This window comes from Acinetobacter sp. RUH 2624, from assembly GCF_000162375.2.
Taxonomy (GTDB): domain Bacteria; phylum Pseudomonadota; class Gammaproteobacteria; order Pseudomonadales; family Moraxellaceae; genus Acinetobacter; species Acinetobacter nosocomialis.
In genome coordinates, this window is record NZ_KI391939.1 from 2,593,444 (window position 1) to 2,616,808 (window position 23,365).

The 23,365-nt window shown below is 38.1% G+C and carries 22 protein-coding genes, 1 tRNA gene and 2 pseudogenes; 12 read left to right on the plus strand and 13 right to left on the minus strand.

Going from position 1 to position 23,365, the window contains the following annotated elements:
• Nucleotides 1–183: 183 nt before the first annotated feature.
• The 3 genes and pseudogenes from HMPREF0014_RS18740 to rlmJ all read right to left on the minus strand — a co-directional run bounded on the left by HMPREF0014_RS18740 (nucleotide 184) and on the right by rlmJ (nucleotide 3,020).
• Nucleotides 184–1,270, minus strand: a pseudogene (locus tag HMPREF0014_RS18740) (DUF6670 family protein).
• Between the two features lie 17 nt (nucleotides 1,271–1,287).
• Nucleotides 1,288–2,121: a CDP-diacylglycerol--serine O-phosphatidyltransferase gene (gene pssA, locus HMPREF0014_RS18745; protein WP_006580670.1), complete on the minus strand. Its 834-nt coding sequence runs from the start codon at nucleotides 2,119–2,121 to the stop codon at nucleotides 1,288–1,290.
• A 41-nt stretch (nucleotides 2,122–2,162) separates the two neighbouring features.
• Nucleotides 2,163–3,020, minus strand: a complete 858-nt coding sequence (gene rlmJ, locus HMPREF0014_RS18750; protein ID WP_004711861.1) for a 23S rRNA (adenine(2030)-N(6))-methyltransferase RlmJ — start codon at nucleotides 3,018–3,020, stop codon at nucleotides 2,163–2,165.
• 117 nt (nucleotides 3,021–3,137) lie between these two features.
• On the opposite strand from rlmJ, the gene HMPREF0014_RS18755 reads away from it, so the two are divergent.
• Together HMPREF0014_RS18755 and HMPREF0014_RS18760 are read left to right on the plus strand one after the other, a co-directional pair.
• A complete protein-coding gene (locus HMPREF0014_RS18755; protein WP_002050740.1) occupies nucleotides 3,138–3,743 on the plus strand; it encodes a 2OG-Fe(II) oxygenase in 606 nt (201 codons plus the stop codon).
• Between the two features lie 68 nt (nucleotides 3,744–3,811).
• The gene (locus tag HMPREF0014_RS18760; protein WP_002050748.1) at nucleotides 3,812–4,339 is read left to right on the plus strand and encodes a hypothetical protein; all 528 of its coding nucleotides are present in this window, start codon (nucleotides 3,812–3,814) and stop codon (nucleotides 4,337–4,339) included.
• A gap of 50 nt (nucleotides 4,340–4,389) precedes the next feature.
• On the opposite strand, the gene HMPREF0014_RS18765 is transcribed toward HMPREF0014_RS18760, so the two are convergent.
• From HMPREF0014_RS18765 to HMPREF0014_RS18780, 4 genes are all read right to left on the minus strand, one after another.
• Entirely contained in the window at nucleotides 4,390–4,635 is a 246-nt protein-coding gene (locus HMPREF0014_RS18765; RefSeq protein WP_004711858.1) for a DUF2789 family protein, read from the minus strand.
• Nucleotides 4,636–4,798: 163 nt separating this feature from the next.
• Entirely contained in the window at nucleotides 4,799–5,785 is a 987-nt protein-coding gene (locus HMPREF0014_RS18770; protein ID WP_002050778.1) for a malate dehydrogenase, read from the minus strand.
• A 211-nt stretch (nucleotides 5,786–5,996) separates the two neighbouring features.
• Complete coding sequence (locus HMPREF0014_RS18775; RefSeq protein ID WP_004711857.1) at nucleotides 5,997–6,659, minus strand: hypothetical protein; 663 nt, start codon at nucleotides 6,657–6,659, stop codon at nucleotides 5,997–5,999.
• A 57-nt stretch (nucleotides 6,660–6,716) separates the two neighbouring features.
• Nucleotides 6,717–8,660 carry a lytic transglycosylase domain-containing protein gene (locus HMPREF0014_RS18780; RefSeq protein WP_004884546.1) on the minus strand — a complete coding sequence of 648 codons (1,944 nt, stop codon included), beginning with the start codon at nucleotides 8,658–8,660 and terminating at the stop codon, nucleotides 6,717–6,719.
• A gap of 287 nt (nucleotides 8,661–8,947) precedes the next feature.
• On the opposite strand from HMPREF0014_RS18780, the gene miaB reads away from it, so the two are divergent.
• The 3 genes from miaB to ybeY are packed head-to-tail and all read left to right on the plus strand — an operon-like array spanning nucleotide 8,948 to nucleotide 12,011.
• A complete protein-coding gene (gene miaB / locus HMPREF0014_RS18785) occupies nucleotides 8,948–10,399 on the plus strand; it encodes a tRNA (N6-isopentenyl adenosine(37)-C2)-methylthiotransferase MiaB (protein ID WP_006580672.1) in 1,452 nt (483 codons plus the stop codon).
• Between the two features lie 37 nt (nucleotides 10,400–10,436).
• Nucleotides 10,437–11,525 (plus strand): PhoH family protein, encoded by a 1,089-nt coding sequence (locus HMPREF0014_RS18790; protein WP_002050786.1) that lies wholly within the window; start codon nucleotides 10,437–10,439, stop codon nucleotides 11,523–11,525.
• A 9-nt stretch (nucleotides 11,526–11,534) separates the two neighbouring features.
• The gene (gene ybeY, locus HMPREF0014_RS18795; RefSeq protein ID WP_006580673.1) at nucleotides 11,535–12,011 is read left to right on the plus strand and encodes an rRNA maturation RNase YbeY; all 477 of its coding nucleotides are present in this window, start codon (nucleotides 11,535–11,537) and stop codon (nucleotides 12,009–12,011) included.
• A gap of 89 nt (nucleotides 12,012–12,100) precedes the next feature.
• On the opposite strand, the gene HMPREF0014_RS18800 is transcribed toward ybeY, so the two are convergent.
• The gene (locus HMPREF0014_RS18800) at nucleotides 12,101–12,985 is read right to left on the minus strand and encodes an energy transducer TonB (protein ID WP_020992293.1); all 885 of its coding nucleotides are present in this window, start codon (nucleotides 12,983–12,985) and stop codon (nucleotides 12,101–12,103) included.
• A gap of 233 nt (nucleotides 12,986–13,218) precedes the next feature.
• Here HMPREF0014_RS18800 and HMPREF0014_RS18805 point away from each other — a divergent pair, with 233 nt between their 5' ends.
• From HMPREF0014_RS18805 to HMPREF0014_RS18815, 3 genes are all read left to right on the plus strand, one after another.
• Nucleotides 13,219–13,890 carry a hypothetical protein gene (locus HMPREF0014_RS18805; RefSeq protein WP_006580675.1) on the plus strand — a complete coding sequence of 224 codons (672 nt, stop codon included), beginning with the start codon at nucleotides 13,219–13,221 and terminating at the stop codon, nucleotides 13,888–13,890.
• Nucleotides 13,891–14,047: 157 nt separating this feature from the next.
• Entirely contained in the window at nucleotides 14,048–14,761 is a 714-nt protein-coding gene (locus HMPREF0014_RS18810) for a DUF3108 domain-containing protein (protein WP_002050776.1), read from the plus strand.
• 71 nt (nucleotides 14,762–14,832) lie between these two features.
• Nucleotides 14,833–15,408 carry a xanthine phosphoribosyltransferase gene (locus HMPREF0014_RS18815; RefSeq protein ID WP_002050789.1) on the plus strand — a complete coding sequence of 192 codons (576 nt, stop codon included), beginning with the start codon at nucleotides 14,833–14,835 and terminating at the stop codon, nucleotides 15,406–15,408.
• Nucleotides 15,409–15,462: 54 nt separating this feature from the next.
• Here HMPREF0014_RS18815 and wrbA read toward each other — a convergent pair whose 3' ends face one another.
• A complete protein-coding gene (wrbA, locus tag HMPREF0014_RS18820; RefSeq protein ID WP_006582614.1) occupies nucleotides 15,463–16,065 on the minus strand; it encodes an NAD(P)H:quinone oxidoreductase in 603 nt (200 codons plus the stop codon).
• A 280-nt stretch (nucleotides 16,066–16,345) separates the two neighbouring features.
• On the opposite strand from wrbA, the gene HMPREF0014_RS18825 reads away from it, so the two are divergent.
• The gene (locus HMPREF0014_RS18825) at nucleotides 16,346–17,593 is read left to right on the plus strand and encodes a YihY family inner membrane protein (protein WP_002050751.1); all 1,248 of its coding nucleotides are present in this window, start codon (nucleotides 16,346–16,348) and stop codon (nucleotides 17,591–17,593) included.
• Nucleotides 17,594–17,613: 20 nt separating this feature from the next.
• Here HMPREF0014_RS18825 and HMPREF0014_RS18830 read toward each other — a convergent pair whose 3' ends face one another.
• Nucleotides 17,614–18,528, minus strand: a complete 915-nt coding sequence (locus HMPREF0014_RS18830; protein ID WP_006580678.1) for a DMT family transporter — start codon at nucleotides 18,526–18,528, stop codon at nucleotides 17,614–17,616.
• Between the two features lie 105 nt (nucleotides 18,529–18,633).
• Between HMPREF0014_RS18830 and HMPREF0014_RS18835 the strand changes: the two genes are divergently transcribed.
• The gene (locus HMPREF0014_RS18835; protein WP_020992294.1) at nucleotides 18,634–19,428 is read left to right on the plus strand and encodes a helix-turn-helix transcriptional regulator; all 795 of its coding nucleotides are present in this window, start codon (nucleotides 18,634–18,636) and stop codon (nucleotides 19,426–19,428) included.
• A 75-nt stretch (nucleotides 19,429–19,503) separates the two neighbouring features.
• Here HMPREF0014_RS18835 and HMPREF0014_RS18840 read toward each other — a convergent pair whose 3' ends face one another.
• Nucleotides 19,504–20,145, minus strand: coding sequence for a fumarylacetoacetate hydrolase family protein (locus tag HMPREF0014_RS18840; RefSeq protein WP_006580680.1), 642 nt, complete (start codon nucleotides 20,143–20,145; stop codon nucleotides 19,504–19,506).
• 39 nt (nucleotides 20,146–20,184) lie between these two features.
• On the minus strand, nucleotides 20,185–20,682 hold the full coding sequence (locus tag HMPREF0014_RS18845) for a YcxB family protein (RefSeq protein ID WP_004711841.1): 498 nt from the start codon (nucleotides 20,680–20,682) through the stop codon (nucleotides 20,185–20,187).
• Nucleotides 20,683–20,905: 223 nt separating this feature from the next.
• Between HMPREF0014_RS18845 and HMPREF0014_RS18850 the strand changes: the two genes are divergently transcribed.
• The gene (locus HMPREF0014_RS18850) at nucleotides 20,906–21,598 is read left to right on the plus strand and encodes a nitroreductase family protein (protein WP_020992295.1); all 693 of its coding nucleotides are present in this window, start codon (nucleotides 20,906–20,908) and stop codon (nucleotides 21,596–21,598) included.
• Between the two features lie 118 nt (nucleotides 21,599–21,716).
• Here HMPREF0014_RS18850 and HMPREF0014_RS18855 read toward each other — a convergent pair.
• A tRNA-Arg gene (locus HMPREF0014_RS18855) sits at nucleotides 21,717–21,793 on the minus strand.
• Nucleotides 21,794–22,385: 592 nt separating this feature from the next.
• Between HMPREF0014_RS18855 and HMPREF0014_RS26325 the strand changes: the two are divergent.
• A pseudogene (locus HMPREF0014_RS26325) lies at nucleotides 22,386–23,365 on the plus strand (hypothetical protein); the annotation flags it as partial.

Below are 23,365 nucleotides of genomic sequence, written 5' to 3' on the forward strand. Positions count from 1 at the left end.
AAACTTATCTCTCAAACCAACTTAACATCAAATTCATCACTTAAAGTAACCAACTCAATCTCAAGCAACTGTTTTTCAACAAGTTTCTATCTGCATCACCGCCGATGGATGTGCATTATAGACCATTAACTTACCTTTGCAATACCTTTTTTAATATTAGTGCAACGACAGTTCGCTTTTTGATCAAAAATGATAAAAATATTCATTTTTTATATAAACACGGTTGTAAAAGCATCAATTTATCTAGGATTTTCTCATCTTGATTCTTCTCTTGCCATCTTAATGGACGGCAATCGATATATTCACAATATCCACCTTCTCCTTGAAGGCATTGATCATTCCAACTTAGCTGATAACGGAAACTTCCAATATATCCAGCAGCGAATCCAAATTTGTAATCACCACGACTTTCTGCATAAAGTTCGAAAATTACTTTTCCATTTTTTTTACACTGCCAAGAAAACTCTCGAGGTAAATACATTTCACGTCCATGTGGTGTTTCAACCTTTGGATAAACCCGATGGATATGGAAATTAACATCTTCCGTAAATGTGACAGCAGGTTTTCCTAGCTCTTGAATATCTAAACGTGAAAACAGAATAATATTCCATTGATTTCTTATTTGAGAAAGTGTGATTTGTGTTGTTTCATTTAAATTAATAATCTGGCAGGTATAAAAACATAAAGATAAGAAAGGTAAATGCAAGGCCCGAGCATGTTTAAAACGTCCTAATCCATTGACTTCATATTTCTGCCCTTTATATAAAATCTCTCCTTCACAATGACATAAAACAGACCAGTAGTCAGATATTCCCCACTGTAGTGCTGAAGAATTGGAAATATCAGAAGGTGTTTGGACAACTAAGTCACAACTCATTTCAGAATCTGTTCGTCTAAGCTGAACTCTTGGAATTTGCCATTCAATAAGATCTGTTTTATCAAATTGGTAACTATTAGGAGTAAGTTGACATTGTCTTCGGATAGAATAGGTTTTTAAGTGACTTACACTGTGTAGGCTGTTACTCACCAGTACTGTTGCTGTATCAATTGCTGAAGTCACAATACTGTTTGCGTTATAGCAAAGTGGAATTCTAGGCTGCCCGATTAGACTAATATAATTAAAATAACGAAGTGGGGCCGGTAAATTTGGAAGGATTAAGCCTTGATAGACAACTTTAAAGAAGCCTCTAGCGGGTTGATAAACAACACCCTCATTTGAGTTGAGGCTCAGTTGCTGTAATTGATTTATTGGACTCATCAACTTAGGCATACTGAACCTCATCTAATTTATGTTTTGATAGTCTCGTTATTTTTTTTAGCTAAAAGTGTGGTAACAAAACCTGATAGAGCATAGATAATTGAAACAATCAGAATACCCATTGGGATATTATAAGTGATTGCTGCGAAAATCAGTACTACCGGCAACATAACTACAAAAGGAACACGTTTGCGGTCCATTTGCTTAAATGAATAATATTTTATATTGGAAATCATAAGTAAACCAACAACAACCATGATTATCGCATTAATGACCTGAATCGCAATATCACGTAAATCGAAAATAAACGGATAATCACGAGCCACCCATACAAGCGAAATAATGATAATTGCAGCTAATGGACTTGCAATACCAATAAAATAGCGTTTATCAACTACTCCAATTTGAACATTAAAACGCGCCAAACGGAATGCTGCACAAGCCGTATAAACAAAACAGCATGCTAAGCCGATGCGACCTAAATCATGGAGACTCCAGCTATACATCAGCATTGCTGGCGCCACACCAAATGCTAACAAATCAGATAAAGAATCATATTGCTCACCAAAAGCACTTTGAGCACCAATAGCTCGGGCAACACGTCCATCTAATCCATCGAACAAAGCAGCAAGAAAAATGGCATAGATCGCTTGTGTAAATTCGCCATTCATACTTGCAATAATGGAATAGAAACCAGACAACAAAGCGGCTGTCGTGATTAAGTTAGGCCAAAGATAAATACCTCGGCGCTTCACTTTTTGTCCTTCCGGATTATCTTCTTCTTCAACCACTTCGAACGTAATCCCATCAAAAGAATGTTCATTATGAGTTAAATCTTGCTCTGGTTTAGGCGCATTTGTCATTATTTTCTATTCCAAACATGTGCATTGATTTAGATTAATTGTTACTCACCCACTAACCAGCGAACAGCAGCGTGACCACCTGTTTCTTGCATACGTAAGTGAGGAAATAACCATTGTAGGGCTTGGTCTGCTTGCTCAGAAAACTGCCAAGGTGGGTTAATTACCAATAAACCACAACCATTCAGTCCTACAGGTGTGTCATCTGGCCATACACAAATTTCACAAATTAATTGACGGCGAATTCCAGTTTTGAACATTTTCTTTTCAAAACGTTCAATCATTGCGCGGTCTTTAATTGGATACCAAACTGCAAAGACACCTGTTGGCCATTTCTTATAAGCGCTTTGTAAGAGTTCAACCAATTGTGGAAAGTCTTTACGTTCTAATTCGTAAGGCGGGTCAATCATAACCAGACCACGCTTTTCTTTCGGTGGAATTACACCGAGCAAGCCTTCATATGCATCACGCTCATGTAAACCTGCACGTTTATCGCGAATGTTATGACGTAATTGCTGAAAAACATCGCGCTGCATTTCAAATATAGTCGCTTTGTCGATTTCACGCATACCTTGCAAAGCAAACCAAGGAGAACCCGGATAGCTACCTTTACCTTCTTCAGTACGTAATTCTTCTACGAGTTTTAAGTATTGCTGGATTGCTTCAGGAGCTTGACGCTTTTCCATTTCAGAAAGCTGTACAAGACGATGAATACCCGTTAGGAATTCTCCTGACTTTTGTGCAGGTGCTTGAGATAGATCATATTTTCCTGCCCCTCCATGCGTATCGATATAACGATAAGGTTTATCTTTAGCATTTAAACGGTTGAGAAGCTGTAGCAAAAGCACATGCTTCATAACATCTGCAAAGTTGCCCGCATGGAAATGGTGACGGTAATTCATGTTGACTTTAATTCCTCAATTCAACGAATAGTTTAACATGAAAAAAATATTCTTTCGTAAGGTTGTGATCATCTAAAATAAGGCTGCTTGATTTTCTTACGATCGATATGAGGTTATATGCGCTCTCGACCACTTCCTGACAGTTGGAATCTGAACCAGATTTTAGATGACTTAAATGCACATGGTTTTGCAATTGTAAACCATGCCTATTCTACTGAGTATCTTGCTCAAGTTGCCACAGAGTGTAGTCATCACTTTGATGAGTTCCGTGAAGCAGGGATTCAAAATGGTGTAGTGAGTACTATTCGAAGCGATCATATTTTATGGATTAATGAGTCACTTCCTATTGCCGAACAACATGTCGAAACCCTAACTTCATTTTGCCAACATCTAAATCAAGCTTTCTTTTTAGGAATTAAAGAGGTTGAAGCGCATTTTGCCTGTTATAACGCAGGTGAATTTTATGCATTACATCGAGATAATCCTCAACAAAAAAATGATCGTATTATTTCTACTGTTTATTATTTACATCCTGAATGGCAGGATGATTGGGGAGGACAATTACGCTTGCAGGACAAAAATGATATTTGGCACATTATTACGCCAGAACCTAATCGCCTAGTTATTTTCCAAAGTAATTTGCTTCATGAAGTTTTAGTTTCTAAACAGCAGCGTTTATCAATTACAGCTTGGCTTCGTAGTGGAAACTCGATTTGGGGTTAGAGAAGTGCTCTTTAAATTTCTTAAATAAACCCGATATAAGAGCTATTGATTAAAAAGGGCGAAGGCGTATGTCTATTGAAACAAAAATGATTGTGAGCAGAATTGGTGAAACAGACCAACTCTATTTAACTGAGAATACGCCCGAACTTGCTTTGGAACGTGCAGATTTACGTATGCAGCTCGTTGTATTAAGCCGTGTTCGTCAAGAGCAAATTCATTTTTTGCAAGAAGCTATTGTTTTGCTTGAGCAAGCTCGTATGGAATACGATGAAATGCCGATGCGTTTGTATTTGAATTTATCTCTTCATTTAGCTAAAGCGTATATGATTTATTTTGAGCTAAATAAAGAAAAACGCTTTGCGCTCATTGCACAGCAAATTTTAAAGCCCTTAGCTCACCATCACCATAGTGATATATACTTTTTCTTGGCTTATGCTTCGGCAGCGCAGGAAAAACCAGCTCTTACCCGACATTGGCTTACAAAATATTTATCAACTGCTCAATGTGATCTTGAGTTGGTTCATGAACATCCGGTATTTCATCCAATACGCCATGAGCCATGGTATAAAGAATTATTAAAATTCAAAACCCACTAAAGTGTGAATTTTAAAAGGCCTGTTATTTATAAACAGGCCTTTTTATTTGGTTATTTTTTTACACTATCTTCGTGTAGCTGCTCATTAAGTTCATCAATGACGACAATCCACTCATCATCTTTTTCCCAATGGCTTTTTAGGAAATCACTTTGACCTTGGGACCAAAAAGATGCTTCATGTAACTTCTGCTCAGCGGGTAACTGATGCGTTTTTATAAAATTTTCAATACTCGCGTCATCAGCATCCAAACCCAATTGCTCGAATAAAAGTTGTAATGTCGGTTGCTGTTCAAACATTGTTATTCTCCCATGGCTTCTTTTCAATAATCTAGCAACAATAGATGTTAGTTGTATATCTAGGTCTATATTTTCTTGTTGTTTTTTGTGTGTTCTTATTAAATTTCAAATATAAAAAAGCACCCTACAAGAGAGTGCTTTTCCAATTCATTTAACTAATGAATTATTTTAGCATGTCAGCAATTGCTGCACGTTCTTCTTCAAGCTCGTTTAGAGTGAAGTTGATACGCTCACGGCTGAATTCATCGATTTCTAAACCTTGAACGATTTTGTATTCACCGTTTTCAGTTGTTACAGGGAAACCGAACATAACGCCTTCAGGAATACCATAAGAACCATCAGATGGAATACCCATAGTTACCCACTTGCCGTTTGTACCAAGTGCCCAATCGCGCATATGGTCGATTGCAGCATTAGCAGCAGAAGCAGCAGAAGACAAACCACGCGCTTCGATAATCGCAGCACCACGCTTACCAACAGTTGGAAGGAATACGTCTTTGTTCCAAGCTGGATCGTTGATCTTGTCTTTTAAGCTTTCACCATTTGCAGTAGCAAAACGGTAGTCAGCATACATTGTTGGAGAGTGGTTACCCCAAACTGTTAATTTTTCGATGTCAGCAACTGCAACACCAGCTTTTTGAGCAACTTGAGTCAATGCACGGTTGTGGTCAAGACGTAACATTGCTGTGAAGTTTTTCGCTGGAAGATCTGGAGCAGATTTCATTGCGATGTAAGCGTTTGTATTTGCAGGGTTACCTACAACTAATACTTTAACGTCACGGCTAGCAACTTCGTTTAATGCTTGACCTTGGCCAATGAAGATTTCACCGTTAACTTTTAACAAGTCAGCACGTTCCATACCAGGACCACGTGGGCGAGAACCAACTAATAATGCATAGTCAGCATCTTTAAATGCAACTTTAGGATCATCAGTCCCGATCATGCCAGCCAATAAAGGGAAAGCACAGTCATCAAGTTCCATCATTACGCCTTTAAGCGCTTGTTGTGCTTTTTCAACTGGAACTTCAAGCAATTGTAAAATAACAGGTTGATCTTTACCTAACATTTCACCGCTTGCGATACGGAATAATAAGCTGTAACCAATTTGACCTGCAGCGCCAGTCACGGCAACACGAACGGGTTGCTTCATGTAATTGTCTCCAATGAGTGTCCTTAATCGGGCTAAATAGCGGTTCTACTTAACCAAATCATCATAAACGGCAAAGATTGTACTCTAAAGAAGTTGCAGATGCATGTAAAAGCGACTCATTTTCACCAAAAGTCTGATAGAAAATACAAATTAACCTTTACAAATAGATTCAATGTATGGTGAGCATTTTTCTGTGAAATGGTAGCTACACTTAATAGCTACCTTTAATTGTAATTTCGCTTGGGCAATTAGAGACTACATGATTTGAACATTGCTTATATTGGCCATTTACTGTGTAGCAAACTTTAACTTCAGTAAGTACAACATCGGAACGTGAAAGTTGGCACGAAAAACGAATGCCATTTTGTGGCAAACTCGGGTTAAGCTTTGTAAATTGTTGACGTAATGTAGATTGTTGCATTTCTACATTACTAGAACTGGTTAAATTGGCAGGTATTTTTAATCGTTCAGCGAAGTTAATAATTGTACGGAAATACTGACTGGCGTTCATAGGTACACAGCCACCAACACTCTTCCAAAGTTGCACACGAGCGTTGTTGTCTGGCATCACTCGAGCAACAACTTTAGCTTGCAAGGGCGAAAGGGTGGCAGAACTTTCAGTTGAACAGTCCGTTCTAGTTGTTTCAGGCATTAAACCCGTAATTGTGAGTGAGTACCCTTCAAGACATTTACGCTGCTTCTGTTTAGAAGGATCTAACGAACAGACAGCAGGCGTCATCTGAACATGCATGACATAACCTTGCACGTTTACAGGTTCCGCATGTAAAACAGAACTCATCAATCCAATGCTTGCACAGATGAGCCACCATGCAAGTTGCGATATTGGATGAAGTCCTAGATATCTATATTTCATTTAATTAAAACTTGGTTATGCCAATTAAAAGAATGTTCCATCATTCATCATCTAAAATTAAGGTGATGATCGCATTGGAATGACTTTCATACGCTGTATTAGCGACTGAGCGCCTTGCCCCAACACCACTCCATAATGGGTCGCATTTGTCATGACATGCTTGACATAATCTCTAGTCTCAAGCAATGGAATGGTTTCTGTATATTGATCAGCTTCAATCGGTTGGTAATCGGGTTGCCAACGTCTTGCACGATTTGGGCCAGCATTATAGCCTGCTGTCGCTAAAACAGGGTTATTGCTTAACTGCCCTTGAATCATTGATAAATAAAATGTTCCATAACGAATATTGGTATTCATTTCACTTAACGCCGCCGGATTATATGTCTCCCCCATCTGACGAGCAATCAACTTTGCTGTATCAGGCATAATTTGCATAAGGCCACCAGCTCCTACATGAGAACGTGCCGAGGTAACAAACCGACTTTCTTGACGCATTAAACCATAAGCCCACGCAGGATCAATTCCAGCATTGTAACTATGACTTACGACATTAGTCTTATGCGGAGTCACATAACGATACGTATCATTATGTTTATTCGTTGTACGATCTGCTGCGTAAATTGCACGATCATACCATCCCATATCGTGAGCACGTTTTGCCGCAGCCAATAATAATCCATCGTCATGCTGAAGATATGCTTGACGGACTGCCCAGTTCCATTCACGGTTGGTATACGTTGGATTTGCGTTAATACGTCTTAAAGTAAATGCACGATTAAAGTGAATATTTTGATCTAGACGGCGTAAATCGCTTGCAGTCGGCTCGTCGTTATATGGCTGATGATTATAACGTACACCTAACCGGTCTTTTGCAAGAAGATTGTGATAATCATCCCCACTTTCAGCTAATTTTTTATAAATACGCTGTGCCGTGTTTTTAGAGTTACTATCGCCACGTTGTTCTGTCGCACGGGCTAACCAATATTGCCAGCGATCTTCTTGTTTCTGGGAAACTGACATGCTATCAATCGCACGAATTAAGCTTTCCCATGCGCTAAAGCGAATAGCTTGTCGTGCATAAATTTCAGCTTCTTCAGGACTTAGCGGATAACCATAGCTGGCATCAAAATATTGAAGTACTTCACGGTTAAAGTTATTTTTCATCACCGTCGTGCCACCGATATAAGCCACGGTTCGATAAAGATACTTTTGCACGCTCTCTGGAGTACCTTGCGCTACACGCTGTACATTTGCAAAAGCATTACCTAAATCATTATTCGCTAAACGACCTAATGCGAAAATCAAATAGGCATAATCTACATCATTGGTCTTTGGAGCAGTCCATAAATAATTAAGAGGATTCGCCTGAATCTGGTTGAGCTGAGCCAAAGAAAGATTCATTCCAAGACTTTGAGCAGTTGCAAGAGCTTGTCCTGATAAGCCTGAACGTAGCTGTACCCACAGACGCTGTTGCTTATCTTGGGTACTCATTAATGGACTGGTAAGCATCATACGGCCTAGCCCAACACAAGAGTCTGGTTGTGACTCAGTGGCTAACCAAACATCTTTATATTCTGCAAATACCAATGCATCACCACTTTTAGCTCGTACCTGCGCCAAAGCACAATTTTCGGCTGGGTCAGGGTTAGAGACATAAGGTAACAATGGCTGTGCAGATACAAAATCAGCTTGTTTAACTTTTTCTTCAACATAATCCGCTGCAAGCTTCTCTGCCATAGCAGATTGTGGATAGCGCTGGGCAAAACTTACAATTGATGTTGGAGATTGAAATCCTAAATTACTGTTTAACTTCCAGTATTCAGGATAATAGCCCAACACATCATTTTGCATTGCAGCCTGATATTGATCTAATAAAGCAGTATTACCACTATTGGCGGCATTTAATGCATCGTTAAATTGTTCTTCTGCGGCATAAGACAATGAACAACCAAGTAAACACACAGCTCCTAACCAGCTACGATGTGCATATTTATTTTTCATCACACGACTCTTGTTTGATGAGCTCTTTTTACCTGGTCTCATAAATGTGCTAAACCCTGACTATCCACCTTTAGGCATAGTTTAATTATTCTTCGTACATTCTTTTGTTGTGTTATGTAACTATCTGATTCAACATCATTAAAATTTATGTCATTTGTCTTCATAAATCATGTGCAGCTTATGGCAGTTTATTGTTATCTGTCTGGCTCAAATACTGCTATAATGATCGGTTTGACCCGTTTTGGGTCATTTTATTATTTATCTAGATCGATCTGTTAGGAGCCTACATGACGGTTCAAACCTTCATTCCCAATGGTGCCAAAGCTGCCTCAGAAAACACTGTTACCCAGTCAACGCACACCACTGATGTTTCAATAAAGAAATTATATATTGAAACTCAAGGGTGTCAGATGAATGAGTATGACAGTCACCGTATGGCAGACCTTTTAGGGGATTCTCACGGTTATGTTTTAACAACTAACCCTAATGAAGCAGACATTCTGCTCATGAATACGTGTTCTATCCGTGAAAAAGCACAAGAGAAAGTATTTAGTGAATTAGGGCGCTGGCGTAAGTTAAAAGAACAAAATCCTGATCTTGTGATTGGTGTAGGTGGTTGTGTTGCATCTCAAGAAGGTGACAACATTCAAAAACGTGCGCCATATGTCGACATGATTTTTGGCCCACAAACCTTACACCGTTTACCACAAATGCTTGACCAACATCATGCACAAGTGGAAAAGCCGAAAAAAGAAAAAATTAAGCTCGTTGATATTTCATTCCCTGATATTGAAAAGTTCGACTTCTTACCTGAACCGCGCGTAGAAGGTTTCAAAGCATTCGTTTCTATTATGGAAGGTTGCTCTAAATACTGCTCTTTCTGTGTGGTTCCATATACTCGTGGCGAAGAGGTTTCTCGTCCACTTGATGATGTGCTTGCAGAAATCGCGGGTCTTGCTGAAAAAGGCGTTCGTGAAATTAGCTTACTTGGTCAAAATGTAAACGGATATCGTGGTGAGACATTCGAAGGCGGTATTTGCACCTTCCCTGAATTGTTACGACTCGTTGCAGAAATTCCTGGAATTGGCCGTTTACGTTATACGACTTCACACCCGCTTGAGTTCTCCGATGAACTTATTCAGTGTTATGAAGATTTACCTCAAATGGTTTCACACTTACATCTGCCAGTACAAAGTGGATCAAATGATGTACTTAAAGCAATGAAGCGAAATCACACCATTGATGTATACATCGACAAGATTGCCAAGTTACGTAAAATACGTCCGGATATGCATTTATCGAGCGATTTTATTATTGGTTTCCCAGGCGAAACTGACGAAAACTTTGCAGAAACATTGCAATTTATCAAAGATTTAGACTTCGATCACTCTTATAGCTTTGTTTACTCAAAACGCCCTGGCACACCAGCATCTGACTTACCAGATACAACTCCTGAACATGTTAAAAAAGAACGTTTAGCACAAGTTCAACAAGTCATTAAGCAATCTAGTATTGAAAAAACTGATGCAATGCTTGGCAAAATTGAACGTGTACTTATCGAGAAAGTTTCTGATCAAGACCCTAATATTTTAGTAGGTACAGCAGACAATACTCGCTTAGTAACTTTTGTAGGTGATGCTTCTTGGGTTGGCCGTTTTGCCGAGATTGAGATTACTGAAATTAAAACTTTAAATTTAGTTTACGGTGAACTCTTGAATCTTGAGCCTGACGTGGCGTAATGTAGAGGTATTCTAAAGTCTACTGAAAGGTTTTCTCTTGACTGCAGCGATTCGACGTACCGTAACATTTCCTGAAATTTCAATGGAACGTTTAAAGAGCATCTTGGGTGCCTATAATGGGCACCTTAAGCAAATCGAACAGCGTTTAGATGTCAAAATTACTCATCGTGGAGATGTTTTTCACATAGATGGTGAGATAGATGCTGTTGGGAGAGCCGAAGCATTATTGCAACGACTCTACGAAGAAACTGAAGAGTCTCAGCAAATCAGTGCTGATCTATTACATCTCTTGATTCAATCTTCACAAACTGAACGTAATTTCGAGTTAGTTGGTGAAGAGATGGAAGAGCATGATGCGCCAATGGATGTCTATTTCCAGACTCGAAAAGGTCGCATTAATCCACGTGGTGCCAATCAAAAACGCTATGTACAACGTATTTTACAAAGCGATATTTCTTTTGGTGTAGGCCCTGCTGGTACAGGTAAGACTTATTTAGCAGTTGCCGCCGCAGTCGACATGTTAGAGCGTAATGAAATCCAGCGGATTTTACTTGTTCGCCCTGCGGTAGAAGCAGGAGAAAAGCTCGGTTTCTTACCTGGTGATCTCACCCAGAAAATTGATCCATATCTACGTCCTCTTTACGATGCCCTTTACGAAATGCTTGGCTTTGAAAAAGTTGCCAAGTTAATCGAGCGTCAAGTGATTGAAGTGGCGCCTCTTGCTTATATGCGTGGCCGTACACTTAACCATTCATTTGTAATTTTGGATGAAGCGCAAAACACTACACCTGAACAAATGAAAATGTTCTTGACCCGTTTAGGTTTTGGCTCTCGTGCAGTGATTACAGGTGACATTACTCAAGTAGATTTACCTCGAGGCCAACAATCCGGTTTGGCACACGCCCTTCGTGTACTTGAGAACATTAAAGAAATTCATATTACCCGTTTCCATTCTCGCGACGTTGTACGTCATCAACTTGTTCAAAAAATTGTTGAAGCGTATGAAGGTTGGGATGGTGAACAACAGCGTCTTAATGCTGAAGCACGCGCTGAACGTAAAGCACGCCAAGAAGCATTAGTCGCTGAAAACGATACAGCAGCAGACTTGCAACATCAGGATGCCTAAGGATTCACTTTGAAAATCAGTTTAAGTTTACAACAAGACTTTCAATCCCCTGAGTTAGAGCTCAAACGAGCTCAACTCAAAAAAATTATTGAGACAACTTTACGCCACGTTGGCTACAAAGAAGACTGTGAAATTGGTGTTGCCTGTGTTGATCTGGAAGAAAGCCATCAACTTAACTTGCAATATCGTGAGAAAGATAAACCCACCAATGTTCTCTCGTTTCCAAGCGACATTCCCGAAGAAGTCCTACCAATGCTTGATGCATTACCACTAGGTGATTTGGTGATTTGTATTCCAGTGGTATTACAAGAAGCTCTGGAACAAAAGAAAACTGCCCAAAATCATTTTGCACATCTTTTAGTACATGGTGTTCTGCACTTACTCGGCTATGACCATGAAATAAGTGATGAAGATGCAGAAGAAATGGAAAGTTTAGAGATCGAAATTTTAGCTAAACTCAATATTGCTAATCCTTATCAGGAATAATCAATTTCTCTCAAACCATTAAGAACGCAAATAGCTTCTTAATTCATTTTTAAAATGTGGATATCCTAAAAGTTATCCACATTTTTTCATTAATGAACTTCAAACTCGGCTTCAGCTGGATCAAAACGCCAAGTACGCACAATACGTAGCTCGGAAATATCCTTCATATTTGCATCAAAACGACCAAACGGTGCTCCACGACGTACTGATGCCTTTGCCGCCTCATCTAAAACTGGATGTCCTGAACTTTCAAGTAAACGGATTGCACGAATTCCCCCTTGAGCATTTAAAATCACCATAAGGCGGACTTCCCCTTTTAGCTGTTGCTGCTTGGCTTCTTCTGGATAATAGCGGTTACCGTAAAGCTCTACTTTTTCACGGAATTTATCTAGATAAGCTGCTGAGGCATCTTTCTTGGCTTGAATACCATCTACTGTTTTTATTTTTTGTTGGCGGCTGAAATCTTGCTGACGTTGCAAATATTGAGCTTCAAGGCTCGCGACCATTGCGGCTTTTGCTTGAAATTGGCTCTGTAACTGTTCAAGTGCTTTTTTCCTTTGGCTCTCCTCTGCTTGTTTCTGCCAACTCAACACAGTCATTAATACTTTTTCTTCAAATTTAAGTTCTCTTTGTTGCCGCACTTTTTCCAAAGTGTCTAACTGAACTTCGCCAGTTGAAGCATCAGTCGGCATAGGCGTCGGAGAATTACTGGACATTCGATGAGCCGCTCGAAAAGTTCCCGAACCCTGCTGGTCTGCTTGAGCTAAAAAGTCTGCATGCTTAACGATCTCTTCTGTAGGACGAACCGATATCGCAATTTCTTTAGTCGATTGTTCTGATGGTGCAGGCATCGCAAAATGGATGAGCAGCACAAAAGTATGCAATAAGATTGCGAGTATTATCGCGACAATAAAGACTCGGTCTTGCCACCAATAATGAAAAGGCTCTATAGAAAGACTTCTTTTTTTCAACATAATCTTAAAAGCATATAAATGCCTTTTCCCCAGAGTATTAATAACCGAACAAAATACAAACTGATATTCAAATATGGATAAAAGTGTGATTCACTTCAAATATGGGTTTTTATCCATTTTCATTTTGTGAAAATGTATCAATTAAATTTGTTACACTGCAATATCAAAATCTGTTTTTAACATAATAAAGAGTGTGTTGTTTCTTTAATAATTCATCTTCTGGAAGTTCTTTTATGCAAACGCTATTTTCCTCATTAGTCAAACGTCTTCATAAAGTCTACCGAAAAGCTGAAGCCTTCATTGAGGAAGAAAGAGATTTTACATTGTCGCAAACTTTTCTAAATGCGACCTTAGAACGTTACGTGACTAATAATGTCGAGTTTTTAGATGATCTACATGCAGACCTTTATCATGACTGGTTAAGGCTCTATGCCACAATGCATGTTAAAGGTTTAGAGACAACTTTATCTGTCGACTTAAAATTGATACAGATGGAATTCAACAAAGAACAGCAACTTATTGTATTTGAACAAATTAGTAATACACAAATTGTAGAAGCTAAATATAAAAATTTCTGGCAAAAGATTGCTGTAAAAGCTGCTATTTTTTACTATCACAAAATTCTAAAAAAAGATCCATTGGGCATGATTTTAGAGCGTTTTAACGTAGCCCAAGAAAAAGATGACCTTATCTTTCTAGACCTAAATCGTTGGTTCGGTAAAAAAGCCAGCATTATTGAAACTTTAGGAAAGGTACATATCAACTATGCTCGAGTACGTGAAGCAGAATTAGTCGTCTTTGGTAACGTCAATCTTGCCGCGTTACTTTTCCGAGACCAAGAAGATGAATTTGAAGATGATCTTGAAGACACTGAAATTACGCCAATACAGCAAAAAGATGCATAACAACTGTATGAGCTAAAGAAATTCATTGTTAAAAAACACAAAGAGATTACATATTTAGCATAAATCCTGATTTTTTCTCCATGATCAACAGGCATAATATGCAAAAGTCATAGATGCATCAGCACTGACCTTTCAGTCTGTACAAGGATATTTACTTATGGCAACAAAATTTCTGAAATCATTCAGCATCGCAACTGGTATTTCGACAACTTTGCTTATTGCAAGTTTCTCTAGCCATGCACTTGCCATGAGCCCATTTCAGGCAAATTATCAGTTTACCTATAATAATAAAGGCATGGGTTCAGCAACACGCGCACTTAGTCAACAAGGCAATAACTGGACTTATCTATTCACTGCAAAAGCAGGCGGTATTGCTTCTGCGAGCGAAACAAGTAAATTTAGTTTTGCAAATGGCAAAATCGGATCACAAAGCTTTAGCCGTACCAGTAAAATTTTAATTCATAACAATACTATGAATATTAATTTTAACCCTGGCAATAAGACAATTAGCACCAAGAAAGATGATAAAGCACGAACATTTGCTTGGCAGCCGGGCGTACTTGACGAGCTAAATGCTGAATTGCAAGTGCGTGAAGATTTAAAAAATGGTTCACTTAAGTCTTCGTACCCTCTTGCCGATGCAAAAGAAGTTGAAAACCGCCGTTTTGTAAAACAAGGCAGCGAAAAAATTAAAACTTCTTATGGCACTTTTGATACTGTAAAAGTTGTCTTAGAACATGGCCGACCAGATCGTAGTACGATTTTCTGGCTAGCGCCTAAATTAGACTACTTACCGGTTAAGGTAAGTCATATTGATGGCAAAACATCTTATGGTTTGTTATTAACAAGTTATAGCGGTAAAACGAATTAAAGCTTGCATTTTTTCGGATGCTTTTTAAAATACGCATTTGCTTTAAAAGCATCCGTCTAGAGGATTCTCCCGTGCACGCACTAGAACAGAAAATCTTAACAGAAGGTATCGTTCTATCTGATCAAGTGTTGAAAGTCGACGCTTTCTTAAATCACCAAATTGACCCTGTCCTCATGCAGCAGATTGGTAAAGAATTTGCCGCTCGCTTCAAAGATGCAGGGATTACCAAGATTATTACCATTGAAGCTTCAGGTATTGCGCCAGCAATCATGGCAGGTTTAGAACTTGGTGTACCTGTGATTTTTGCTCGTAAATATCAATCGCTGACTTTGAAAGACGATTTATATCGCGCCAAAGTGTTTAGTTTTACTAAACAAACAGAAAGTACTATTGCTATTTCAAATAAACACATCAACTCAAGCGATAAAGCTTTAGTAATTGATGACTTTTTGGCAAATGGTCAAGCTGCACTTGGTTTGATTGACTTAATTCACCAAGCAAACGCAGAGGTTGTAGGTGTTGGTATTGTGATTGAGAAATCATTCCAACCTGGCCGTGATTTATTGCTTGAGAAAGGTTACCGCGTTGAGTCATTAGCACGTGTTAAATCACTTACTGATGGCACAGTAACTTTTGTTAAAGAATAAAATTGTTTCAATAAAAAAAGAGCGGACTTCCGCTCTTTTTTTATTTTTATAAAACTATAGGCAAAGCTTTTTTACCATTTCACCTAAACGTCTACCTTGTGCTTCACATAAAAGCTTTTCATCTTGGCTTAAACTTTGGTCATGTCTAGGACCACTCACATGGCTTGCACCATAAGGAGTTCCGCCAGTTTTCGTATTCGACAACGCAGGAATAGAATTTGGCAAACCTAAAATCATCATGCCGTGATGAAATAATGGAGGTAACATCGTCAACAAAGTACTTTCTTGTCCACCATGCATTGAACCAGAAGAAGTAAAAACGCATGCTGGTTTATCATGTAAAGCACCATTTAACCAAAGACTTGTGGTCTGATCCCAAAAATACTTCATTTCGCTCGCCATATTACCAAAGCGGGTTGGAGACCCTAGAGCCAAGCCTGCACAATTGGCTAAATCCTCTAAAGTACAATAAATATCGCCTTCTTCGGGAATGCTCGGTTCAGCCTCAGTTACAACTGTCGCAATATTGGGTACTGTTCGTATTTTTACGCTGATACCTGCAGATTCAACACCATTCGCAATAAGATGCGCCATTTCTTTAGTAGAACCATATTTACTGTAATAAAGCACAAGAATGTAAGGTTGCATCGGTTTCATGAATTTTGTTAAAAAGAACACTATACGGTATTTTTTATTTTTTTGGCTTAGCCAATTTTATGAAATTTTAAAGGTGATTGATTTTTAAAGGCAACCGTAACAAATATTTGTAAAAGCTTTTTATTACCTTTTGTTACCATGATACATAGGGAACTTTCAGAATACTTTTTTATTCTTTAGGTTAAAGTTTTCCTCACACCAACCATAGTGTTCTCAACCGAATACACCGGTGAATATCAATCACCCACATCATGATTAAAAAAATCGGGATAGATGACGCATGTTAGAACGTTTTTTGAAGAGACTTCCTTTTTATAACAAGACCTGGTTTCAATTTATTTTATTCGTAATTAAGCGTTTCGAAGCTGATCGCTGCCGGGAACAGGCTGGCTCTCTCACCTACACAACTCTTTTTGCCGTTGTGCCGATGCTAACGGTATTTTTAGTTATTATTTCTTCAATTAAAGCGTTAGAACCAGCCAGACAACAGTTACAGCACTTAATTTATAGTAATTTTTTACCTAAAAGCACAATTGCATTTGATAAAGCACTTAATGCTTTTACTGAAAAATCTAGCAATTTAACTGTGATTGGCGTGTTATTTCTATTTGTCACCACAGTTTTAATGCTGACCACAATTGAAACTGTTTTTAATCGTATATGGCGAGTAAAAGAAACCCGTAGCGGCATTGTTGGCTTTATGCGTTATTGGACCATTATCTCACTTGGTCCGATTATTTTAGGCAGTGCATTTGTTATTTCATCAACTGTTGCATCTATGAACTTATTGAGTAATAACTTCACGGGCTATCAACTTGATGGTGCATTCTTGCTCTGGCTTATTTCTTTTGTTCTTACTGTTCTAGGTTTTTTCATTTTATATTGGACTATTCCCAACCGCACAGTCCCTCTATTTTCAGCAGCAATTGCCGCCTGTTTAAGTGCTGTACTGTTTGAAATACTCAAAAATTTATTTAGCTTTGTGATGTCAAACTTTACCAGCTATGAAATCATATATGGCGCATTTGCAGCAGTACCTATTTTCCTATTATGGGTCTTCTTATCTTGGAATATTGTGTTGCTCGGTGTCGAGGTGAGTTTTGCGCTTACTGCTTTTCATTCGGGTAAAGAACAAAAAAGACATCCCGTACTCATGCTACTTGATATTTTAGAATTATTTTATAAAAAGCAAAAACTTGGTGAAAGTGTAAGTGATAAAGAAGCATTGGCAATTTTAGGCCGTGGTGAGATTGGCCGTTGGCCCGCTTATGTTGTTTTGCTCGAAGAGCAAAATTTAGTGAAACGTACAGATAAAGATGAATATGTTTTAGTGCGTAATTTATCTCAAGTCGATTTTTGGAGCTTCTTTACTGCATTGCCTTATCCACTTCCTTTACGTCCGGATGTATTAAATGTGCATGATGATGATGAATGGATGGAAAGAATTGGCCCTGCTTTAGTAGAATCAAATGACTATTTAGCTGCGAAACTCTCAATTCCACTTTCAACAATTTTTGAAGAGAAATAATATTTAACTCACAACAGGGCTTAACCTTTGTTTGGTTGGCCCTGCTTTAGACTCATCACAACTATTCCAGATAGCACTAAAATACTTCCAAAAATAAATTTAATTTCTAATTTTTCATTTAACAACAAAACACTAAACAGCACACCAAATAGTGGCGTCAGAAAAGAGAAAACTCCTAATCGTGAAGCTAAATAATTTCTGAGTAGCCAAAACCATAATAGTAAACTTGCAAAAGATACAATTAATGTTTGAAAGCTTAAGCTTAGAATTGTTAAAGCTGTTAAATGAATAGTTGTTTGACCTGTCAAAAAAGCGATTGAGATTAATAAAATAAAACAACCCGTTAATTGATAAAATAAAGTTTGAGTTGCTGGTGCTTGGGCTAAAGAAGATAAACGAACGATAATGGTACTCAGTGCCCATGCAAGTCCAGCCATAAGTGCATATAAATCACCTAATAAAACTTGCGCTATAGCTGGTGCATTTATAGCTGTGGTTGTAGGGTAAAATGTAATAATAATTCCCATAAAAGCTAAAGCAATACCTCCCCATTGCGCTCGGTTCAAGCGTTCAGTAGGAAATTTCCAATGTAATCCTAAGGCGACAAAAATTGGAGCGGTATAGAGTAAAACTACAGTGTGAGAAGTCGAAGTAAACTTTAAAGCTTCGGTAACGAAATAAAACTCTAATGAAAAAAATAAAGCGACAAGAGCACCAGCTTTACATTGCTGATAAGAAAACAGATGAATCGAATGATCCCGCCACAATAAAGGTAGAACTAGAACTGCAGATAAACCAGAGCGTAAAGCAATTTGCATAATCGGTGAAATATCTGGTGCTGCTATTTTCAGAACCACCTGTTGCAGCCCTAAGACCATACATAAAAGCACCATTAAAGCCGAGGCTCTGGCATCCAGATTTTTGCGCTCTTCCATATAGCACCTTTCTTTATAGCGAAAAATCTGACTATAGAACTGTCTTATTTACATGATATAGTGAAAAACAGACAACACATAAGCAATTTCAGGCAATTTTCAAAGATGAAAAAATCAGCTCAACGTGTGCAAGATTTTCAGGAAATTCCTGCTCATAACGCCATCCCTGATTTGCTTTGGTTCCGTATCCGCAATGCGCCCGCAGAGACGGTTTACCCTCAACATGCACATGCATGGGGTGAATTTATTTATGCGTTTAGTGGTGTACTCGAAGTTAATATTGATCAAATTAATTATTTAACTCCGCCTCCTTATGGGATTTGGTTACCGCCTTATACCAAACATAGCGGAATTAACCGCAACCAAGTAACTCATGCAACTTTATATATTCATGAAAGCCTGTGCCAAAAGTTACCGCAAAAGGCAGGTATATTATTAACCTCCCCGCTTGTGCCTGCTTTACTTGATCACTTAAGGCAAAATCCCCAAGATGAAACCCGGGTCGAATATATACGCCTACTCCAAGTTTTATTAGATCAACTCATAAAAGCTGATTTGGTCGGTAGTTATTTACCTACAACAAATCATCCAGCCTTAGCCAAAATACTAAATGATTTACATCAATGTCCTGCAGACAATAGTACTTTGCAAGAACTTGCTGAACGGAACAATATGACCGAAAGAACGTTAGCTCGTTACAGTCAAAAAGAGTTAGGAATGTCTTTACATGAGTGGAGACAAAGACTAAAAGTCATGAAAGCGATGACTATGCTCAATCAAGGTAAAACCATAGAAAATATTGCTTTTGATTTAGGCTACGCCAGTGCATCAGCATTTATATATATGTTTAAACGTTGGATGGGCTTTACACCAGACCAGTTCCGAAAGCTCTATCAATAAATTAATGTTGGTTATAATAAAAAACCCTATTATCAGTTCAATAATAGGGTTCAAAACTTAGTGAGGTAAATCAAATTATGCTTTCACAAAGGTTTCCCAAATAAAATCCTGAGTCGCACCTTTCAAAGTCATTTTTAGCTGATCACCAGCATGTAATGGTCCTACACCCGCTGGCGTGCCAGTCATAATGACATCGCCCGGTTCAAGTGAGAACACCTGATTAATATCTGTTAATAGATAAGCTATATTAAACATGAGTAAGGCGGTATTACCATCTTGACGCAGTTCATCATTAATATGGAAAGTAAATTTAGTTTCTTCCCAATTCTTAATTTCACTTACATCTACCCAGTCCGCAAGTACGCATGAGCCATCAAATGCTTTTGCTCTTTCCCAAGGTTGACCTTTATCTTTTAATTCATTTTGTAAGTCACGTAATGTCAAATCCAACCCTAAAGTCACTGCACCAATAGCTTGTAGTACTTTTTGCGGATCGGTTTCTCCTTTTAGTGGCTGATCAATACGTAAAACAAACTCACATTCAAAATGACAGCTACCCCAAGCAGGATTCCATGAAATACCTTCATCTAAACCAATCAAACTACTTGGAGGCTTGATAAACAATACTGGTCGTCCCGGCATTGCATTGTTCAGCTCTTTTACATGATCAGCATAACTTCTGCCCACACAAACGATTTTTGAAGGACGTGTTTTCATGAGGCTTCCTTTATTGTTGCGGCTAATAATTCCAATAACTTACTTCTTGAATGTATTTTCAAATATAGTTTGATCTGAAGCTTGAGCAAAGGCACGTTTCGGTACAATAATGACCGTTTTATTTTTTAACTCAAGCATATAAGTTAGTTTACCTTTGGCAAAAGTCTGCACATCACCATACTGTACAACTTGCTTACGGCCAGCGGCATAAAGTTCAAAGTAATCTTGATATAAATCGATCCCCTGCTCGCTCTTACCAAATTGATAACGAACAAATTGACGTTTAAACATCATAGGTAAAAGCCAATAGCGCATTAAACCTTGCATAATCAGGAAAAAAATACCCAAAGCAACATAGTAGCGACCAACGCCTGATAAGCCTAAATAAAAACCCCAAATAACAATTGCAATACTAATAACAGGGGTTAAAAAACGTGTAAATTGTTTCTTTCCGAATGTCACCAAGCCAAACCCGTCTTGAGACTCTTCTAAATTTAAATAATAACGTAAAGATAAAGCGCTTTTTTGCTCGGTCATCACTATGTATCAATATTGAATAAATCGAAACTATTAGAGCATATTCATCTACGCTTTAAAATGAATCAAAAGTGATTTTTTATTTTTGCTCGAACTATAAAGCCTTCACTCATACAAGCTGCTTACTCGTTTCATATATAGAACGTAGATTCATATTTTTAAGGCTTATTCCATATCTTTAAATTTATAAAATACTTCTATTGTCTCTCTAGTGGAATACGTCATGTCTTTCTTTGCAAAACTATTTGGCTTAAATCAAAAAACGACAGCTCAAGAAGATGTGGCTTTAAAAGCCGCTCAAGAGCTAGAGCCTTCAAATGCAGTTTCTTTCTTAGAACTCATTAAGAACCGCCGCTCTATTTATGCAATTGGAAATAACTTAAGCCAATCAAATGATGAAATTGAAAAGTTAATTCAAGAAGCAATCCGTCACAGCCCTTCTGCTTTTAACTCTCAATCATCTCGCGCTGTCATTTTATTTGGACAATCACATCATAAATTCTGGGATACAGTTCTTGAAGTTTTAAAAAGTATTGTTCCAGCTGAAGCTGTATCTGGAACAGAACAAAAAATTCAAAGTTTTGCTGCTGGTGCAGGCACAGTTTTGTTTTATGAAGATCAGAACGTGGTTAAAGGTTTACAAGAACAGTTTGCAGCTTATGCTGATAATTTCCCGATCTGGTCGGAGCATTCAACAGCAATCGCACAATTTGCGGTCTGGAACATTTTAACTGAACAAGGTATTGGCGCTTCATTGCAACACTACAACCCAATTATTGATGAAAAAATTAATGTTTTATTTAATATTCCATCTGAATGGAAGCTAAGAGCTCAGTTAGTTTTTGGTTCTATTGAAGCTAAAGCTGGTGAAAAAACCTTTATTGATGATAAAAGTCGTTTTAAAACATTCGGATAATAGTTTTTTTTGAATTTAGAACTTTTTAAAGCTGGTCGCCATGTGCACCAGCTTTTTTTATTAGAATCCATATAAAATAGGCACAAAAAAACCGCTATATAGCGGTTAATTCTTCAAGTGGTGCGCTCAGAGAGATTCGAACTCCCGACCCCTTAGTTCGTAGCCAAGTGCTCTATCCAGCTGAGCTATGAGCGCGTACTTGATGGAGGGCATTATACGCAGTTTTTTCATTTTAGAAAGACCTTTTTCATCTTTTTGTCATCAAGCGTCTAGTTCTTAGCCATAATAAAATACCTCAGTAACATAGCTGTCCAAAAAAGGATTGTTTGCCCATAAAATGTATTTGAAATATTTTTTTGCAATTAAAGTTTTCTGACTTCATCTATCCAATTTGGGCATTTTGGCCAAATTGACAGAAATAAAAGCCTAGCTTTTTAGTCAGGATTATATAAATAATATATTTCTACTTATGCAAAAGTATTTTTATAAATAAAATTATTTAGCATTAATAATTATAAAAAATAATAATAAAATGAGAGAAACATACATTCATCTTCAAACTATATATTATAAAAAAAATTATTATTTTTATGTCTAAATCAGAATGAATAACTAATTGTCAAAATATTATAAGTATCAAATTATTTGAGTAGAAATATGCATTGACACTTTTTGAGATCTACCCAATACTAAATTTTAATTATTGAGAAACATATCTCAATAATTGCCTAACGCAATAAATAAATACTTACTTAAAAATACATAAATATACAGGAAATAGACCATCATGTTCTTACTGAAAAATCTCGTATCTTCGATAACAAAAGTTACTCAGGACCTGGGTAATGTTGTATCGGTGAATCCTGTTGTAAACACAGGTTCTCCTGTTAATGTAAACGTTTCTGACATAAATATTGCTAATGGAAATGTTTCAACATCAGGCTTACTTTCTAATGTACTTTCAACTGTAACCAATACAGTCTCGCATGCTACAACAGGATTAGTTTCTGATGTAGTGGGTACCGTAACTGGTACTGCAGGCTCAACAAATCCATTAGGAACCATAACCAATGTGGTAGGTGGTTTAACTGGTGGCGTGACTGGCGGTAGCCCTGTTGGTGGATTAACCAACGTTATTGGTGGTGTAACTGGCGCTATTGGCGGTGTAACTGGTGGTGCTACTGGTAGCAATCCTGTTGGTACCGTGACCGATATTATTGGCGGTGTCACTGGTGGTGTAGTCGGAGGCGGAACTTCTCCACTGGCACCAGTTGTTAACGTCGTACAAAGCGGTATTGACGTGCTACAAGGTGTCGAAAGTCTAAAAACCAGCATTATTAATACAGGCATTAATACTGTTGCGGACACTGTAGTTGGCGTACTTCCTCAAACTGAACATCCTGTTACTGATATTGCTCACCTCGGTACATTAACTTTTGAAACTTCTCGCGATACTGTAAATGGTGCTTTAGAAACAGTTTCTCATTTAGTAGGTGGTGACATCCAAGGAGCTACCCAATCTGCAACAGGTATTCTTGGAACACTTGTTCATAACGGTTCAACTGCAACTGGTATTTTAACTGACATTCTTGGTGGTGTAACTGGTGCTATCGGCGGTGTAACTGGTGGCACTACTGGTGGTAACCCGCTTGGTACTGTGACTGATATCATCGGTGGGGTGACAGGTGCTATTGGCGGTGTAACTGGTGGCGCTACTGGTGGCAACCCGCTTGGTACTGTAACTGACATTATTGGTGGGGTAACTGG

Bases quoted from the DNA above. Each gene is read 5' to 3' on its own strand.
- HMPREF0014_RS18780 (WP_004884546.1), bottom strand. From the start codon at position 8,660: ATGAAAAATAAATATGCACATCGTAGCTGGTTAGGAGCTGTGTGTTTA.
- HMPREF0014_RS18800 (WP_020992293.1), bottom strand. From the start codon at position 12,985: ATGTTGAAAAAAAGAAGTCTTTCTATAGAGCCTTTTCATTATTGGTGG.
- HMPREF0014_RS18775 (WP_004711857.1), bottom strand. From the start codon at position 6,659: ATGAAATATAGATATCTAGGACTTCATCCAATATCGCAACTTGCATGG.
- rlmJ (WP_004711861.1), bottom strand. From the start codon at position 3,020: ATGAATTACCGTCACCATTTCCATGCGGGCAACTTTGCAGATGTTATG.
- miaB (WP_006580672.1), top strand. From the start codon at position 8,948: ATGACGGTTCAAACCTTCATTCCCAATGGTGCCAAAGCTGCCTCAGAA.
- HMPREF0014_RS18770 (WP_002050778.1), bottom strand. From the start codon at position 5,785: ATGAAGCAACCCGTTCGTGTTGCCGTGACTGGCGCTGCAGGTCAAATT.
- HMPREF0014_RS18805 (WP_006580675.1), top strand. From the start codon at position 13,219: ATGCAAACGCTATTTTCCTCATTAGTCAAACGTCTTCATAAAGTCTAC.
- HMPREF0014_RS18765 (WP_004711858.1), bottom strand. From the start codon at position 4,635: ATGTTTGAACAGCAACCGACATTACAACTTTTATTCGAGCAATTGGGT.
- HMPREF0014_RS18840 (WP_006580680.1), bottom strand. From the start codon at position 20,145: ATGAAAACACGTCCTTCAAAAATCGTTTGTGTGGGCAGAAGTTATGCT.
- HMPREF0014_RS18755 (WP_002050740.1), top strand. From the start codon at position 3,138: ATGCGCTCTCGACCACTTCCTGACAGTTGGAATCTGAACCAGATTTTA.
- HMPREF0014_RS18830 (WP_006580678.1), bottom strand. From the start codon at position 18,528: ATGGAAGAGCGCAAAAATCTGGATGCCAGAGCCTCGGCTTTAATGGTG.
- HMPREF0014_RS18825 (WP_002050751.1), top strand. From the start codon at position 16,346: ATGTTAGAACGTTTTTTGAAGAGACTTCCTTTTTATAACAAGACCTGG.
- HMPREF0014_RS18835 (WP_020992294.1), top strand. From the start codon at position 18,634: ATGAAAAAATCAGCTCAACGTGTGCAAGATTTTCAGGAAATTCCTGCT.
- HMPREF0014_RS18760 (WP_002050748.1), top strand. From the start codon at position 3,812: ATGTCTATTGAAACAAAAATGATTGTGAGCAGAATTGGTGAAACAGAC.
- wrbA (WP_006582614.1), bottom strand. From the start codon at position 16,065: ATGAAACCGATGCAACCTTACATTCTTGTGCTTTATTACAGTAAATAT.
- pssA (WP_006580670.1), bottom strand. From the start codon at position 2,121: ATGACAAATGCGCCTAAACCAGAGCAAGATTTAACTCATAATGAACAT.
- HMPREF0014_RS18810 (WP_002050776.1), top strand. From the start codon at position 14,048: ATGGCAACAAAATTTCTGAAATCATTCAGCATCGCAACTGGTATTTCG.
- HMPREF0014_RS18850 (WP_020992295.1), top strand. From the start codon at position 20,906: ATGTCTTTCTTTGCAAAACTATTTGGCTTAAATCAAAAAACGACAGCT.
- HMPREF0014_RS18845 (WP_004711841.1), bottom strand. From the start codon at position 20,682: ATGACCGAGCAAAAAAGCGCTTTATCTTTACGTTATTATTTAAATTTA.